18 protein-coding genes are annotated in these 15405 nt (G+C 74.5%); 11 read left to right on the forward strand and 7 right to left on the reverse strand.

Annotated features, from left to right (window positions below; genetic code table 11):
- Positions 1–255: 255 nt before the first annotated feature.
- Positions 256–906 (forward strand): IclR family transcriptional regulator, encoded by a 651-nt coding sequence (locus ACIGXM_RS23260; protein ID WP_396563837.1) that lies wholly within the window; start codon positions 256–258, stop codon positions 904–906.
- 59 nt (positions 907–965) lie between these two features.
- Positions 966–1805 carry a S16 family serine protease gene (locus ACIGXM_RS23265; RefSeq protein WP_396563839.1) on the forward strand — a complete coding sequence of 280 codons (840 nt, stop codon included), beginning with the start codon at positions 966–968 and terminating at the stop codon, positions 1803–1805.
- A 6-nt stretch (positions 1806–1811) separates the two neighbouring features.
- On the opposite strand, the gene ACIGXM_RS23270 is transcribed toward ACIGXM_RS23265, so the two are convergent.
- Positions 1812–2318, reverse strand: coding sequence for an Lrp/AsnC family transcriptional regulator (locus ACIGXM_RS23270; RefSeq protein ID WP_396563840.1), 507 nt, complete (start codon positions 2316–2318; stop codon positions 1812–1814).
- Between the two features lie 272 nt (positions 2319–2590).
- Here ACIGXM_RS23270 and hppD point away from each other — a divergent pair, with 272 nt between their 5' ends.
- A complete protein-coding gene (gene hppD / locus ACIGXM_RS23275; protein ID WP_396563842.1) occupies positions 2591–3739 on the forward strand; it encodes a 4-hydroxyphenylpyruvate dioxygenase in 1149 nt (382 codons plus the stop codon).
- Between the two features lie 58 nt (positions 3740–3797).
- Here hppD and ACIGXM_RS23280 read toward each other — a convergent pair whose 3' ends face one another.
- A complete protein-coding gene (locus tag ACIGXM_RS23280; RefSeq protein WP_396563844.1) occupies positions 3798–4508 on the reverse strand; it encodes a hypothetical protein in 711 nt (236 codons plus the stop codon).
- A gap of 103 nt (positions 4509–4611) precedes the next feature.
- Here ACIGXM_RS23280 and ACIGXM_RS23285 point away from each other — a divergent pair, with 103 nt between their 5' ends.
- From ACIGXM_RS23285 to ACIGXM_RS23295, 3 genes are all read left to right on the forward strand, one after another.
- Positions 4612–5322: a response regulator transcription factor gene (locus tag ACIGXM_RS23285; RefSeq protein WP_396563846.1), complete on the forward strand. Its 711-nt coding sequence runs from the start codon at positions 4612–4614 to the stop codon at positions 5320–5322.
- A 35-nt stretch (positions 5323–5357) separates the two neighbouring features.
- The gene (locus tag ACIGXM_RS23290; protein ID WP_396564038.1) at positions 5358–6827 is read left to right on the forward strand and encodes a sensor histidine kinase; all 1470 of its coding nucleotides are present in this window, start codon (positions 5358–5360) and stop codon (positions 6825–6827) included.
- An 83-nt stretch (positions 6828–6910) separates the two neighbouring features.
- Positions 6911–8293, forward strand: coding sequence for a glycosyltransferase 87 family protein (locus ACIGXM_RS23295; protein ID WP_396563848.1), 1383 nt, complete (start codon positions 6911–6913; stop codon positions 8291–8293).
- A 16-nt stretch (positions 8294–8309) separates the two neighbouring features.
- Here the strand turns inward: ACIGXM_RS23295 and ACIGXM_RS23300 are convergent, their stop codons facing one another.
- Complete coding sequence (locus ACIGXM_RS23300) at positions 8310–8726, reverse strand: SsgA family sporulation/cell division regulator (protein WP_396563850.1); 417 nt, start codon at positions 8724–8726, stop codon at positions 8310–8312.
- 362 nt (positions 8727–9088) lie between these two features.
- On the opposite strand from ACIGXM_RS23300, the gene ACIGXM_RS23305 reads away from it, so the two are divergent.
- Both ACIGXM_RS23305 and ACIGXM_RS23310 read left to right on the forward strand, forming a co-directional pair.
- Positions 9089–10201, forward strand: a complete 1113-nt coding sequence (locus ACIGXM_RS23305; RefSeq protein ID WP_396563852.1) for an RDD family protein — start codon at positions 9089–9091, stop codon at positions 10199–10201.
- Positions 10202–10271: 70 nt separating this feature from the next.
- Positions 10272–10937 carry an RDD family protein gene (locus ACIGXM_RS23310; protein WP_396563854.1) on the forward strand — a complete coding sequence of 222 codons (666 nt, stop codon included), beginning with the start codon at positions 10272–10274 and terminating at the stop codon, positions 10935–10937.
- On the opposite strand, the gene ACIGXM_RS23315 is transcribed toward ACIGXM_RS23310, so the two are convergent.
- Positions 10926–11159, reverse strand: coding sequence for a hypothetical protein (locus ACIGXM_RS23315; protein WP_396563856.1), 234 nt, complete (start codon positions 11157–11159; stop codon positions 10926–10928). The genes ACIGXM_RS23310 and ACIGXM_RS23315 overlap by 12 nt on opposite strands.
- Before the next feature lie 231 nt (positions 11160–11390).
- Between ACIGXM_RS23315 and ACIGXM_RS23320 the strand changes: the two genes are divergently transcribed.
- Together ACIGXM_RS23320 and ACIGXM_RS23325 are read left to right on the forward strand one after the other, a co-directional pair.
- The gene (locus ACIGXM_RS23320) at positions 11391–12197 is read left to right on the forward strand and encodes an endonuclease V (protein ID WP_396563858.1); all 807 of its coding nucleotides are present in this window, start codon (positions 11391–11393) and stop codon (positions 12195–12197) included.
- Positions 12198–12207: 10 nt separating this feature from the next.
- Positions 12208–12594, forward strand: coding sequence for a glyoxalase (locus ACIGXM_RS23325; protein ID WP_396563860.1), 387 nt, complete (start codon positions 12208–12210; stop codon positions 12592–12594).
- Here the strand turns inward: ACIGXM_RS23325 and ACIGXM_RS23330 are convergent, their stop codons facing one another.
- Positions 12595–12912: a hypothetical protein gene (locus ACIGXM_RS23330; RefSeq protein WP_396563862.1), complete on the reverse strand. Its 318-nt coding sequence runs from the start codon at positions 12910–12912 to the stop codon at positions 12595–12597.
- A 68-nt stretch (positions 12913–12980) separates the two neighbouring features.
- Positions 12981–13445 carry a hypothetical protein gene (locus tag ACIGXM_RS23335; RefSeq protein ID WP_396563864.1) on the reverse strand — a complete coding sequence of 155 codons (465 nt, stop codon included), beginning with the start codon at positions 13443–13445 and terminating at the stop codon, positions 12981–12983.
- A 297-nt stretch (positions 13446–13742) separates the two neighbouring features.
- Between ACIGXM_RS23335 and ACIGXM_RS23340 the strand changes: the two genes are divergently transcribed.
- Positions 13743–14783 (forward strand): hypothetical protein, encoded by a 1041-nt coding sequence (locus tag ACIGXM_RS23340; RefSeq protein WP_396563866.1) that lies wholly within the window; start codon positions 13743–13745, stop codon positions 14781–14783.
- A gap of 4 nt (positions 14784–14787) precedes the next feature.
- On the opposite strand, the gene ACIGXM_RS23345 is transcribed toward ACIGXM_RS23340, so the two are convergent.
- Complete coding sequence (locus tag ACIGXM_RS23345; protein ID WP_396563868.1) at positions 14788–15378, reverse strand: isochorismatase family protein; 591 nt, start codon at positions 15376–15378, stop codon at positions 14788–14790.
- Positions 15379–15405 lie beyond the last annotated feature (27 nt).

The raw sequence follows: 15405 nt of genomic DNA on the forward strand, positions 1-15405 counted from the left end.
TGTCGGAATTCGTCCGAATCGGAGACACCGATCATGACCGAATTTTGGACAACCACTTCCCCCCGGGCGAATCAGTTACTACTTTTCCCCCACGCGCTCTCGAAGGCACGACCTCCGAACGGAGTGCTGAGGAGCCGCGTGTGCCAATGACGACGCAGCCGGTCCTCCCGCGTCCATCACCCCTGCGCGCGACACTCCGCCAAGGCCCCGGCAGCCCGCCGGCGCCGATGGTCGCCGCGGAAAGGAATGCGTGTCGTGACCGCCGAGACCTCCCAGACCCTTGACCGCGGCGTGCGGGTGCTCAAGCTGCTCGCCGACTCCGAGCGCGGCCTGACGGTGACCGAGCTGGCCGCCCGGCTCGCCGTCAACCGCACCGTCGTCTACCGGCTGCTGGCCACCCTGGAACAGCACGGCCTGGTCCGGCGCGACATCGGCGGCCGGGCCCGGGTGGGCCTCGGCGTGCTGCGGCTCGCGCACCGGGTGCACCCGCTGCTCCGGGAGGCCGCGCTGCCCGCGCTGCGCAGCCTGGCCGAGGATCTCGGCGCGACCGCGCACCTGACCCTGGTGGACGGCAGCGAGGCGCTGGCGGTCGCGGTGGTCGAGCCGAGCTGGACCGACTTCCACGTCGCGTACCGGACCGGGCTGCGCCACCCGCTGGACGAGAGCGCGGCCGGCCGGGCCATCCTGGAGGCCCGCAACTTCCCCAACCAGCGCCGGCCCGAACAGGGGTTCGTGATCACTCGCGCGGAGGAGCAGTCCGGCGCCAGCGGGGCCGCCGCCGCGCTGCTCGGGCTGAGCGGGATCGAGGGCAGCGTCGGCGTGGTGATGCTCAACGGGTTGGTACCCGAGCGGGTCGGACCGCGGGTGGTGGAGGCGGCCACCGAGGTGGCGGACGCCCTGCGCTGATCAGGTCCGGGCTGGTCCGCGCGCGGCGCGGGTGTGTGCCGGTGTGTTTGGATGCCCTTGTGTCTGTCGCCTCGAAGCCCGAAGCCGCCGCCGAGCCGCCGGCCGCCCGGAAGCCGTCCGTGTTCACCCCCAGGCGCCGGGCGTTGGCGCTGTGCGCCGTCGTGCTGGCCGGGTTCCTCGCCGTGTCGACGACCGTCGCGCTGCCCTACACCCGCACCTGGCCGGGCGACACCGCCAACGCGCTCGGCAGCTACGAGGGCGCCCGGGTGCTCAGCATCACCGGGGCGCCGGTGCGGCAGACCACCGGGGCGCTGCGGGTGGTGACGATCAGGGCGGACGGGCCGACGGTGTCGATCAGCCTGGAGCAGGCGCTGGCCGCCTGGCTGAACCCGAAGGTGGCCGTGCTGCCGCGGGAGGCGGTCTACCCGCAGACCAACGCGACCCAGGCGAACCAGGTCAGCGCCCAGCAGATGACCCAGGCACAGGACAGCGCGACCACGGCGGCGCTGAACTACCTGCACCTCTCGCCGGACCAGGTCAAGGTCTCGGTGGACCTGGGCGACATCGGCGGGCCCAGTGGCGGTCAGATGATGAGCCTGGCGATCATCGACAAGCTGGTCGGCGACGGCAAGGGCGGGGACCTGACCGATGGCCGCAACATCGCGGGCACCGGCACCATCGACGACAACGGTTCCATCGGCGCGGTCGGCGGGGTCGCGCTGAAGACCTGGGCGGCGGCCCGGGACGGCGCCACGGTGTTCCTGGTGCCGCGTGCCGAGTGCTCGGACGCCAAGGTGAACACCCCGCCCGGGCTGCGGCTGGTCCCGGTGAACACGTTGCTCGACTCGCTGCGCGCGCTCGGGGAGCTGGAGCACGGCGGGACCGTCCCGAGCTGCTGAGGCCCGTCAGGGCTCGGCCGTCACCGCGCCCTCGGCGGCCGCCTGGGCGACCAGCGGCAGCACCCGGTACGGCACCGGGTTCTCCAGCGCGATCGCGGTGGACGCCCGGACGATCCCGTCGAAGCCGACCACCCGGTCGATCACCCGTTGCAGGTCGGCGTTGGACCGGGCGACGATCCGGCAGAGCATGTCGCCCTGGCCGGTGATGGTGTGCAGCTCCAGCACCTCGGGGACGCCCGCCAGGTGGGTGCGGACGTCCGCGCCCTGCCCCTGCGAGATCTCCAGGGTGGCGAACGCGGTGACCGGGTATCCCAGCGCGGCCGGCTCCACCTCCGGCCCGAAGCCGCCGATCACCCCGCGGGCCTGCAGCCGGTCCAGCCGGGCCTGCACGGTGCCGCGGGCCACCTGGAGCCGGCGCGAGCACTCCAGCACGCCGATCCGCGGCTCCTCGGCCAGCAGTGCGATCAGCCGGCCGTCCAGCGGGTCGATGGGGGAGCGTGTCGGGGCGGTCATCCTGGCCTCGCTCTCACTGGGCAACGCCCGCGGGTCCGCACGCCGGGCGGTGCACCGGGCGGATCGCTGGGCAATGTGTACAGCACGCCCCGGTATTGTCCGGCCGGACGGCACAGCTTGACCAGAGCAATCCGGAACAGTTGCGCAACGAGGTGATCGGGCCGACGCTCTCCCCACAGCAACCCCGTGGGCCGGGCCCCACACCGAGCCGCGGGGGCAACGCCCCACACCCGGGGGCGCGTCGAGGTCCCACGCCCTACAGGGAGGCCGTCATGACCGATACCGCCGCTCAGTCCGTCCCCGCGCACGCGGGCAAGGCCGATCCCTTCCCGGTGAAGGGGATGGACGCGGTCGAGTTCGCCGTCGGCAACGCCAAGCAGGCCGCGCACTACTACTCCACCGCCTTCGGGATGCGTTGCGTCGCGTACGCCGGCCCGGAGACCGGCTCCCGCGAGCTGGCCTCGTACGTCCTGGAGTCGGGCGGCGCCCGGTTCGTCTTCACCTCCGTGGTCAAGGCGACCAGCGAGCGCGGCCGGTTCCTGGACCAGCACGTCGCCGAGCACGGTGACGGCGTGGTCGACCTCGCCATCGAGGTGCCGGACGTCCACGCCGCGTACGAGTACGCGGTCGCCCACGGTGCGACCGGCCTGGCCGCGCCGCACGAGGTGAAGGACGAGCACGGCACCGTGGTGCTGGCCGCGATCGCCACCTACGGGCAGACCCGGCACACCCTGGTGGACCGCTCCGGCTACGCCGGCCCCTACCTGCCCGGCTACGTGGCCCGCGAGCCGATCGTCGAGCCGGTGAAGAAGCGCAACTTCCAGGCCATCGACCACTGCGTGGGCAACGTCGAGCTCGGCAGGATGAACGAGTGGGTCGAGTTCTACAACCGGGTCATGGGCTTCACCAACATGAAGGAGTTCGTCGGCGACGACATCGCCACCGAGTACTCCGCGCTGATGTCCAAGGTGGTCGCCGACGGCACCCGCAAGGTGAAGTTCCCGCTCAACGAGCCGGCCATCGCCAAGAAGAAGTCGCAGATCGACGAGTACCTGGAGTTCTACGGCGGCCCGGGCGTCCAGCACATCGCGCTGGCCACCAACGACATCGTGCACACGGTGCGGCAGATGCGGGCGGCGGGCGTGGAGTTCCTGGACACCCCGGACAGCTACTACGACACGCTCGGCGAGTGGGTCGGCGACACCCGGGTGCCGATCGAGGAGCTGCGCGAGCTGAAGATCCTGGCCGACCGCGACGAGGACGGCTACCTGCTGCAGATCTTCACCAAGCCGGTGCAGGACCGGCCGACCGTCTTCTTCGAGATGATCGAGCGGCACGGCTCGATGGGCTTCGGCAAGGGCAACTTCAAGGCGCTCTTCGAGGCGATCGAGCGCGAGCAGGAGAGGCGCGGCAACCTGTAACGACTGCCCGCCACGCCGCGGCCCCGGGTCCCGTCCGGCGGATCCTTCCGGGCAGGTCCTAACGGACCACGGTCTGCACGGCCGGCGGGTGGCCGTTCCAGGTCACGTAGACCGAGTCGGCGTCGTCGCCGCGGGAGAAGTCGATCCGGAGCCACTCGTCGCCGTGCCAGACCTGCATCTGCCAGCCGCCGTCGGGCGCGGCCGAGACCAGGTCGGCGGAGTCCGTGCCCACGTCCAGGGCCACCCGGCCGCCGGGCACCAGGTAGCTGTGCACCGCGGTCGGGTCGGGCGACTGACCGTCCGGGATGCCCGGGTCGTCCGGGTCCCCGGGATCGCCGGGGAAGAACGGATCGTCGGGGCCGTCGGGATCGTCCGGGTCGGCGGTGCCGGTGGCACCGGGGACCGGGGACTGACTGACGGTCGGGCTCGGGGACGCCGTCGGGCCCGGCGGCCGGCCGCCGGTGGCGGACGGGCCGGGCGCCGGCGGGCTCGGGGCGGCGGGGTGGCCGACACCGACGGCCGGCCGCCCCGGCTCCGGGCCGGCACCGCGCCGGGCGGGCGGGGAGGACGGCTTGGCCGGGGTCGGCCCACCGGCCGTCGCCGACACCGCGACGCCCAGGCTCTGCACCGCCACGGAGGGCAGCGGTAGCGTCCGGGCCGGCCCGAACGCGGAGTCGGAGAGCACGCTGCTGACGCCCAGCCAGGACAGCAGCACCGCGGCGCCGGTGGCCGCGGCCCAGGCGCCCGTCTGAACCAGTCCGCTTCGCATCGTCCACCCATCCTGCCGCATCGTCGAAGCGGCAGGGCGGGCACCCCGGGGGGCCGGGGACGGGCTTCCTGGGAAAATCCTGAATGCCGTAGCGTGCAGGGCCATGGCAACTGTGCTCGTCGTCGAGGACGACCCGCTCGTACGCTCCGCCCTGATCCGGCACCTGGCCGAGTCCGGTCACGCGGTCCGCAGCGTCGGCACGGCGCTGGAGGCGCTGCGCGAGGTCGCCCAGGTCGGCTGCGACCTGGTGATCCTCGACCTCGGACTGCCCGACCTGGACGGCGGCGAGGCGCTGAAGATGATCCGCGGGGTCACCAACGTCCCGGTGATCGTCTCCACCGCGCGGGACGACGAGGCCGAGATCGTCCGGCTGCTCAACGACGGCGCGGACGACTACCTGGTCAAGCCGTTCTCCGGGGAGCACCTGACGGCCCGGATGGCCGCGGTGCTGCGCCGGCTCGGCGCCGCCGGCCCGGTCGCTCCCACGCCGCTGCTGCGGGTCGGCGGGCTGGCGATCGACGTCCAGCGGCGGGAGGCCGAACTGGACGGGAGGCCGCTCGACCTGACCCGCCGCGAGTTCGACCTGCTGGCCTTCCTGGCCGCCCGGCCCGGCGTGGTGGTGCCGCGCCGGGAGATCCTGGCCGAGGTCTGGCGGCAGACCTACGGCGGTGACCAGACCATCGACGTGCACCTCTCCTGGCTGCGCCGCAAGCTCGGCGAGACCGCCTCCAACCCGCGCTACCTCTACACCGTGCGCGGCGTCGGCGTCCGGCTGGAGCCGCCGGCCCCGGCCGGCCTGGAGTCGCGGCCGTGAGAGCGGCCGGTGAGCCGGCCCGCGGCGGCGAGTCGTTGCGCTGGGCACTGGTCAAGGCGGCGGTGGCCGGCACCACCATGGTGGCGCTGGCCTTCCTCATCCCGCTCGGACTGATGGTGCAGAAGACCGCCCGCGAGCGGTCCTTCATGCAGGCCGACCGGCAGGCCGCCGCGCTCGGCCCGGCGCTGGCGATCACCACCGACCAGGGCGCGCTGGCCCGGGCGGTGGCCAGCACGGACGCGGGCGCCCGGGGGCGGATCGCGGTCCACCTGCCGGCGCCGAAGGCCGCCGGGCCGCTGGTGGCGAGTACGGCGGGCGGCCCGGGCACCCCGGCCCCGGCCGCCGGGCCGGCCGCGCCCGGACCGGTGATCGGCCAGGCGCGGGCGGCCGGCCCGGACGTCGCCCGGGCGAGCGGCGAGGGGCGTTCGCTGACCGTCCGGGTGCCGGGCGGCTACGCCCTGCTGCAGCCGGTGGCGGTGGACACCACCCGGACCGCCGTGGTCGAGGTGTACGTCGCCGACGGCGACCTGACCCGCGGCGTGCGGACCGCCTGGCTGGTGCTCTCGCTGGTCGCGCTCGGCCTGGTGGCGATCGCGGTGCTGGTGGCCGACCGGATGGGCGCCCGGCTGGTCGCCTCGGCCCGCCGGCTGGCCGCCGCCGCCCGCTCGCTGGGCGCCGGCGACCTGGCCGTCCGGCTCCCGGTGGACGGGCCGCGGGCCGAGGGCAGCCCGGCCGAGCTGCGGGAGGCCGCGGCGGCGTTCAACGCGATGGCCGACCGGGTGGTGCACCTGCTGGCCGCGGAGCGTGAGCTGGCCGCCGACCTGTCGCACCGGCTGCGCACCCCGCTCACCGTGCTGCGGCTGAACGCCGCCTCGCTCGGCGAGGGCGACGCCGCCGAGGCGACCCGGCACGCGGTCTCCCAGCTGGAGCGCGAGGTGGACCAGATCATCCGCTCGGCCCGCCGGGCGCCGGCCGCGGGCCCCGCCGTCGCGGTGGGCTGCGACGCCGCCGAGGTGATCCGGGACCGGGTCGCCTTCTGGTCCGCGCTGGCCGAGGACGAGGACCGGGCCTGGCAGCTCTCCGGGGCCCGGGCACCGACTCCGGTCCCGGTCCCGCGCGCCGACCTGGCCGCCGCGCTGGACGCGCTGCTCGGCAACGTCTTCCGGCACACCGCGATGGGCACCGCGTTCTCGGTGGACGTGCTGGCCACCGAGAACGCGGTGACCGTGCTGGTCGGCGACGCCGGACCGGGATTCGCCGACCCGGCGGCGGCGCTGCGGCGCGGCGGCGGCGAGGGCGGGCCGGGCTCGACCGGGCTCGGCCTGGACATCGCCCGCAAGCTCGCCGAGGCCACCGGCGGTGACCTGGCGCTCGGCCGCTCGGAGGCGCTCGGCGGAGCGGAGGTCCGGCTGCGGCTGGGCACCGGTGGCGGCGCCCCGCCGGCCCCGGCCCGCCGGCTGGGCCGCGGCCGTGGGCGGGACGTGACGGGCGGTAGGGGACGGTGATCGGTCCTGCGCAGCGGGGGCCGGTTGAGGAGCACTCCGGTATGGTCGATTGCTGGTCGACCGACCGGCGGACGGAGCAGGCAGTGACAACGGTGCAACAGGACCGGCGGACGGCGCAGGCCGAACCGGCCCGCGTTCCCCCGGCGGAGCCGGCCTGGCGCCGACCCGTGACGGACGCGGTCCGCGCGGTCCGCGAGGCCCCCCGCCGGCAGCTGCGGATCGCCTGCCTGGTGGCGGGCGTCTCGCTGCTGCTCTACGCGGTGGTGCGGCACTTCATCGGAACCTCGATGGTCGACATGATGGTCTACCGGGCCGAGGGCGCCGCGGTGGCCAACGGCCACGACCTCTACGCGCTGCGCGTCACCCAGTGGAACCTGCCGGCCACCTACCCGCCGTTCGCGGCGATGCTCTTCCTGCCCTCCAGCTGGTTCCCGGTGGGCTTCCTGCGGGTGGCGATCACCGCCGGCAACGTGCTGCTGCTCGGGCTGACCGCGCTGCTGTCGTTCCGGCTGGTCGGCTGGCCGCGCCGGGAGGTCCGGCCGGTGGGCGTGGTGCTGGTGGCCGGGCTGGGCGTCTGGCTGGAGCCGGTCTTCACCACGCTGCGCTACGGCCAGATCAACCTCGCGCTGCTCTGCCTGGTGCTCTGGGACCTCACCCGGCAGGACGGCCACCGGTGGAAGGGCGTCGGGATCGGGATCGCCGCCGGGATCAAGCTCACGCCCGGCCTGTTCGCGGTCTACCTGCTGCTCACCGGACGGGTCCGGGCGGCCCTGGTGGCCGGCTTCACCTTCCTGGCCACCTTCGCCCTGGGCGCGGTCGCGCTGCCCGGCGCGACCTGGGGCTTCTGGACCAAGTACCTCTACGACTCCTCGCGGGTCGGCAAGACCGAGATCGTCGACAACCAGTCGCTGCGCGGCGTCGCCGCCCGGTTCCTGCACCACGCCAACCCGGGCCTGCCGGCCGTCGCCGCCGCCGCGCTGGTCGCGGTGGCCGGGCTGGCGGTGGCGGCCTGGGCCCACCGCAGCGGGCGCTGGCTGCCGCGCGCGGAGGCCTGGGGGGTCTGCTGCGCCGCGGTCACCGCGCTGCTGATCTCGCCGATCAGCTGGACCCACCACTGGGTGTGGTGCGTGCCGATCCTGGTGCTGCTGGCGGCGGAGGCCTCGTACGAGCGTTCGCGGCCGGCGATGTCCCGGCGGCGGCGCTGGCGGGTGATCCTGGGCCTGACGCTGGTCGGCTTCTGCTCCTTCTCGATGTGGCTGGTGCCGCACAAGGGCATCACCAACCTGCAGATGAACCTGCTGAAGCAGATCCCGGCCGGGATGTACCCGTGGATCGGGCTCTGCTTCCTGGCCGTCGCCGCGCTGCGGATCCGGGCCCGCCGGCGGGCCGCGGGCGAGCCGCTGGTGCGGCTGCCCGGGCAGCGGCTGCCGGTCGAGGACGGGCGGCCCGTCCCCGTCCCGCGCTGACGGCTCGCCGCCGCTCTCACGCCAGCAGCTCGGCGAGCGAGCCGTCGAGGTCCAGCACGCCCAGCTCGCCGCCGGGCGGCACCAGCCGGTGGGTCTGCTCCAGCCAGCCGGCCACGGCCGGCAGCGGCGCCTCCAGCAGCGCGTCGCCGGCCGGCGAGGCGAGCGCCAGGCAGAGCACGCTGCGCCGGCCGGCCCTGGTCGGCCAGATCCGCACGTCGCCCTGCCCGCACGGCCGGAACGTCCCCTCGACCAGCAGCTCGCGGGAGAACACCCAGGTCACCGGGGTGCCGGTGTCCAGGTGGAAGGTGATGTGCACGGCGTAGGGGTCGTGCGTCCCGTACGAGAGCCGGGCCGGGACCGGCACGCTGTGCTCGGGGGAGACCACCAGGTTGAGGTCGAGCTCGTGCTCGACCACGCTCGGCCGACGGTCCATGATCGGTTCCTCTCTGCTCTGCTCGGCTGCCTTTCACCCGTGGAGAGACCGCTGCCGGGCGGCTCTTACACACCTTTTCGGGGCCGGGTGGGAGCCGGACGGGAATCGGTGTGCACGGGCGGCGGTGGGGCGTGCGGGCGGCGGCGCGCGCGCTCGGGGTGCGCGCCGGTGGACGTGGGCCGGGCGGCGGGGGTGGGCGGCCGGACGTGGGCAGCCGTCGACGGACAGCCAACCGGCCCGGGATGCCGGCTGTCCCGGGAATCGGCAAGTGCCGCCCGGGCGGGCGCGAAGGTACTACCCTTTGTGACTGCCTGGCGACGTGGCGTGTGGCCCGCCGGAGGCCCACAGGAGAGTTGATCTGAATGTCGGACCAGCCGTCGGCCGGCAGCGGGGAGACCGCCGTAGTTCCCGCGCCCGGCTACTACCCGGACCCGTCGGTGCCGGGCTTCGTCCGCTACTGGAACGGCGCCGGCTGGGTGCCCGGGACCAGCCGGCCCGCCCCGGCGGACGGGCAGGTGCTGGAGCCGCCGCGGTTCGCCACCCGGCCGGGCCCGCGCCCGAACGCGCGGTACATCCCCCCGCCCGTGGTGCCGGTGGCCGAGGCGGAACCGGAGACGGGCGAGACCGGACCGGTGTTCCTGGACGAGACCGCGGCGGGCGCGGTCTTCACCCGCGGGCCGGAGACCGAGGGCGGCGGGTCGTCGGCCTGGCAGGCGGACCCGCGCGAGCAGCGGGGGCTGCTGGAGGCCGGGAACGCGCCGCGCTGGGTGTCCTGGGGGTCCCTGCCCGCGGCGCCGCGCGATGAGGAGCCGGCACCTGCCCCCGCACCCGCACCCGCACCTGCCCCCGCCCCTGCTCCCACCCCCGTACCTGCTCCCGCCCCGGCGCCCGTCCTGGCCGCGCCACCGGCCCCGACCGCGCCCCGGAAGTCGCCCCCGCCGACTTCCCCCGTCCCGGTGGCCCGGCGGCGGACGCCCGTGCCCGCCGCCCCGCCGGTGGCCGGGCTCGGTCGGCGACTGGCGGCCCGGGCGCTGGACGGCGCGGTCTTCGCCGCCGTGGCCGCCGGCGTGGCGCTGCCGCTGCTGCCGGCCGTGGTCGCGGACGTCCAGGCCAAGCTGGACCAGGCCCGCACGGTCAGCCGGCTGACCGGCCGTGCGGTGCAGGTCTGGGTGCTCGACGGCACGGTGCTCGGCCGGCTCGGGCTGCTGCTCGGGGTGCTGCTGGTGACGGGCTTCCTCTACGAGGTGCTGCCGACCGCGCGGACCGGCCGCACCCTCGGCAAGCGGCTGACCGGTCTGCGGGTGGTCGGCCCGGACGGCCGCCGCGCCCCGGCACTGGGCCGGGCGCTGACCCGCGGCCTGGTCGGTGTGCTGACCGTGCTGACCCTGGTGGGTCTGCTCGCACCGCTCTTCGACCGCCGGCTCCGGCGCGGCTGGCCGGACCGGGCGGCCCGGACGAAGGTGGTCGCGGGCTGAGGGTTCGTGCCATCGGCAGAACGGCCCAAATATCGGCACATCACATCAGATCGGGTGATCTACTCACAGCATGACCAGTCATGACCCGTCAAGCCCCGAGCCGGAGGAGGGCGGCCAGCCCTCGTTCGACAAGCAGCAGCCGCCGGAGGGACCTCCGCCGTCGGAGGCCGCTCCGCCCCGGCCGGAGCCGTACGGCGGTGGCGGGCCGTACGGCACGGGCGCGCCGCCGCCGTACGACGTGCGCCCGGGCAGCCCGTACGACTCGACGCGGCAGCAGCCGGGCCACGGTGCGCCGGCCGGCGCACCACCGGCCGGGATGCCACCGCTGGGCAGCTGGCCGAACCGGATCCTGGCCCGGGTGATCGACTACGTGATCATCCAGGTCATCGCCTTCGTGGTGGTCCTGCCGTTCACCGGATTCCGCAACTCCGACGGCTACACCGACGGCGTCTGGGTCTTCTACGGGCTCTACCTGGTCTACGAGGGCCTGATGCTCTCCCGGGACGGCCAGACGTTGGGCAAGAAGGCGATGAAGGTCCGGGTCGCGATGCTCGCCGACGGCAGCAGCCCCGGCAACACGGCCGGTTGGACCCGAGCGGCCGTCTACACCCTCCCCGCGGTGATCTGCTGCGGGCTCTGGTGGCTGGTGAACGGGCTGTTCGGGGTCTTCGACAAGCCGTACCGGCAGTGCGTGCACGACAAGGCCGCCAGGACCGTGGTGGTCTCAGTGACCTGACCGCGCGTAGTCCCCCCGGGGGACGCCCGACCGCGGCTCGGGGGCGAGTGGCCGGCGGCGGCCGGGCAGGGCGGCGACCAGCGTGCCGGCGACCACCGAGAGCAGGGTCAGCAGCGCCACCTCGGGGAACCCGGTGGCGCCGGAGAGCGCGAGCAGCACCAGGGCGGTGACCACCACGGTGCAGGTGCCCGCGCAGACCCGGGCGGCGAGTGAGTGCGGCATGGCGGTCCGTCCTTCGCGCGTCGGGGGGCTGTCGCGATCGGGGGTGCGTGGGATCAGCGGGCTGGTTCCGCTCTGCTCCTACCCCGGAGAACCGTTCGGTAAGTGCAGCCTAAGCGGGCATATGCCGGGGCACGGAGGGGCGCACGGGCTCATGCCCCGCGCAGTCCGCCCCGGGGCTACCGTGGCCTGCGACAGCCGTACCGTCCGCCGTGAGTCCGCCCTGGGGGAGCCGTGCCCGACCGACGTCCGTGGATCAGCCCTGTCGACCTGGCCGGTTGGCCGCGCACCGAGCGGGAGGCCGTCGCCGAACAGCAGCGGCTGCGGGCCCTGGTCGAGCCGACCGGCCCGGGCCCGACCGGTGCGGCGCTGGTCGCGGGGGTGGACGTGGCGTACGACGACGAACGGGACGTGGTGGCCGCGGCCGCCGTGCTGCTCGACCTGGCCACCCTGGAGGTGGTCGAGGAGTCCACCGCGGTCGGCCGGATCGCCTTCCCCTACCTGCCCGGGCTGCTGGCCTTCCGGGAACTTCCGGCGGTGGTCGACGCCCTGGCCGGCCTGGGCCGCCGCCCGGACCTGGTGGTCTGCGACGGCTACGGGCTGGCCCACCCCCGCCGGCTCGGCCTGGCCAGCCACCTCGGGGTGCTCACCGGCCTGCGCACGCTGGGCGTCGCCAAGACCCCCTTCAGCTTCGACCACCGGCCGCCGGCCCCGGAGCGGGGCGCCTGGACCCCGCTGCTGGACCGGGCGGACGGCACCGAGGTGGGCCGCGCGCTGCGCACCCGGACCGGGGTGAAGCCGGTCTTCGTCTCGGTCGGCCACCGGATCGGCCTGGCCGAGGCGGTCGACTGCGTGCTCGCGCTGACCCCCGCCTACCGGCTGCCGGAGACCACCCGCCGCGCCGACTCGCTCTGCCGCCGCGCCCTGGTCACGGCGTCGGCGACCGCGGCACCGGCGACCGCGGGATCGGCGACCGCGGGATCGGCCGGGCCGACTTCCGCGGTCGCCGGACACCCGGACAGCGGGGCTCGTGGTCGCTAGAGTCGCGATCATGAGCATGGGAGACGATTTCTTCGCGGGCCTGCACCACGTCCAACTCGCCGTCCCACCGGGGGCCGAGCCGCAGTGCCGGGAGTTCTGGGGCGAGGTGCTGGGCATGACCGAGCTGCCCAAGCCGCCCGTGCTGGCCGCCCGCGGCGGCTGCTGGTTCCGCGGCGGCGGTCTCGAGGTGCACCTCGGGGTGGAGGCGGACTTCGTCCCGGCCCGCAAGGCGCACCCGGGAATCCTGGTGCGCGGGCTGCGCGAGCTGGCCGCACGGTTGGAGGGGCACGGGCACCCGGTGCGGTGGGACGACGAGTTCCCCGGCCACGACCGGTTCTACGCGTTCGACAAGCTCGGCAACCGGCTGGAGTTCCTGGAACCCAGGACTGACGGATAGTCAGCTGGCCAGCGGTGCGCCGGTCAGTTCGCGTGCCTCCAGGTAGGTCTGGGCGGCGGCCATCCCGTACACCGGCTGGATCAGCTGCTGGCCCTTGAAGAACGGTCTGGCGGGCGCGAATCCGGCGGCCACCACCAGCTCCCGGATCTCCGCTATCTCCGCCTCGCTGCGGGCGGTGAAGCGGACCTCCCACCCCTTCTTGTACGTCGAGCCCCGCTCGCCGGCGCGGCGGGCGGGGTCCGGTCGCCGGACGTAGCCCGGCAGGCGGCCCAGGCGCAACTGCGCCGCGCTCAGACCTAATGTCTCGTCATATGGCATGACTCGATGGTAGGCAATCGGTGCGGCGCGAAAGACCCGGAGGCAGTGTTAGGGAGGCGTGGCCCGGGTCACACCGCGGTGCCGGCCTTGGCCAGCGCGCGCAGCGCGGTCCGCTGGGTGAGGGCCAGCAGGCCGACGGTGATCGCCCCCATCGCGACCGCGAAGGCCAGGTGCCCCACGGTGGAGGTGACGTTGAGGCCGACCGCGGCGAGCGCGAAGTGACTGCCGAGGCGCAGCGCCACCAGACCGATGGCGACCTTGCGGGTCTCCTTGCCGCGCCACATCGCCCGGGCCAGCCGGATCCGCTTGCGCAGCAGGGTGAGCGAGAGCGTGATGTTGACCGCGACCAGGAGCAGCAGCACCGGCCAGACCGCCGGGAAGGCCTTGAGCAGGTCGTAGGCGGAGGCGAAGACGGCCTCGAAGCCGAAGAACCAGGCCGGCAGCTTCATCTCGTCCAGGTTGATCGGCGCGGCGGCCGGCTGCTCGAGCTCGGTGGCCCGGTCGTTCCCGACGGTGTCGAACGTGCTGCTCATGGTGGTTCCCCCCGTGTCGTCCCCCCGGTCGCGGACCCAGTGCCCCGCCGGTGAGCACGAGTCTGTCAGGGGGCCGGGCACGGCCGGCAGGGCGGGCGGTCATCGGTCCCGGATGACGGATGTCACGGGTTCCCCGGTGAATCGGCTGAGCATTTCCGCAAGTGCTTTGCTCCTCATTACTCCGTTCGGGTGAGGGTATGGCGACTTTAGTGCGGAGCTGTCCCGGTTTGACGACGGTTGTGTAACGGTGCGTCAGGTTGCGCGTGCGGCAAGCGAGTGATTGGGGAGGGTTGTCGCATGAGCTACCAGATCCCCTCGGCCACTCCCTCGCTGGAGGAACTGGCCCGCCGTCAGCAGAACGTGGTGACCGCAAGCCAGTTGCGTGCCCGGGGAGTTCCGCCCCGGGTGGTCAGTGGACACTGTCGCAGCGGAGGCCCCTGGCAGCGCCTGCTGCCCCGGGTCTACCTGCTCCAGGAGGGTCTGCCCACGCCCGAGCAGCGGATGTGGGCGGCGTTGCTCTACGCGGAGCAGAACGGCCGCGAGGCGGACCGCCGGGAGGGCGCGGTGATCACCGGCGCCGCCGCGCTGGCGCTGTACGGCTTCTCGGCGGTGCCCCGGCTGCCGGCGGTCACCGGGGTGGAGGTGCTGGTTCCCCGGCAGCGCCGGCTGCGCGACGTCGGCGAGGTCCGGATCCGGCGCACCGCAAGGGAGTTGGAGGCCCGCGAGGTGCACGGGCTGGCCTGTGCGCCGATCGCCCGGGCGGTGGCCGACGCGCTGCGCGACTGGACGGAGTCCGGGGTGCTGGAGTCCGGGCTGCTCGGCCCGCGACTGCTGCGCTCGGTGCTCGGTGAGGCGGTCACCGCGCCCGCCGGCGCCGAGCGGCCGGTCTGCAGGGTGGGCGAGCTGATCACCGAGCTGCGCGAGGCCGGCCTGGTCGGGATGCCCAGGATCCGTGCCGCGCTGGACGAACTGCTCGCCTCCGAAAGGCAGTCGGTGCTCTCCCGGCTCGGCGAGCTGGTGGACGAGTGGCTGCTGCCGGTCCCGCTGGCCGCCCCGGAGCTGCGGATGCGCGGCGGCACCTTCGTCGCCGTCCCGGACCTCTACTGGCCGCAGGTCGGCGTCGCGGTGGAGGTCGACTCCGCGCTGCGCTGCGTGAGCGAGGGCGAGGCCGCCTGGGTGCGCACGGGCCAGCACCGGATGGAGTACCTCGGGGTCCGGGTGGTCTACGTGACCGGCACCCGGGTGGCCGCCGAGCCGGACGCGGTCGGCGAGGAGCTGCGGCAGGCCTTCGTGGCCGGCGGGACGGACGTGGTCCAGCTGCTGGTGACCGAGGGCTGAGGCGCTAGCCGCCGAGCACCGGGCTCCCGGTCAGCTCCACGCCGGCCGCCCGCAGCTCCGTCAGCGCGTCCCGGGTGGTCTCGGGCATGACCCCCGCGGTGAGGTCGAGCAGCACCCGGGTGCTGAAGCCCTCCCGCACGGCGTCCAGCGCGGTGGCCCGCACGCAGTGGTCGGTGGCGATCCCGACCAGGTCGACGGCGTCGACCGAGCGGGCCCGCAGCCAGCCGGCGAGCGTGTTCCCGTTCTCGTCGAAACCCTCGAAGCCGCTGTAGGCGCCGGAGTGGGCGCCCTTGTCGAAGACCGCCTCGATCGCGCCGGAGATCACGGCGGGGGCGAAGTTGGGGTGGAAGCCCACGCCCTCGGTGCCGGCCACGCAGTGCGGCGGCCAGGAGGTCCGGAAGTCGGGCTCGGCGGAGAAGTGCGGGCCCGGGTCGACGTGGTGGTCGCGAGTGGCCACGATGTGCGCGTACTCGTCCGCCGCGGTCGCGACCAGCTCGGTGATCGCGGCCGCCACCTCGGCCCCGCCGGCGACGGGGAGGCTGCCGCCCTCGCAGAAGTCGTTCTGCACATCGATGACGATCAGGGCCCGGTGCATGGCTTGCTTCCTCGCTGGCGGTCGGTT

The organism is Kitasatospora sp. NPDC052896 (assembly GCF_044547075.1).
Classification (GTDB): Bacteria; Actinomycetota; Actinomycetes; order Streptomycetales; family Streptomycetaceae; genus Kitasatospora.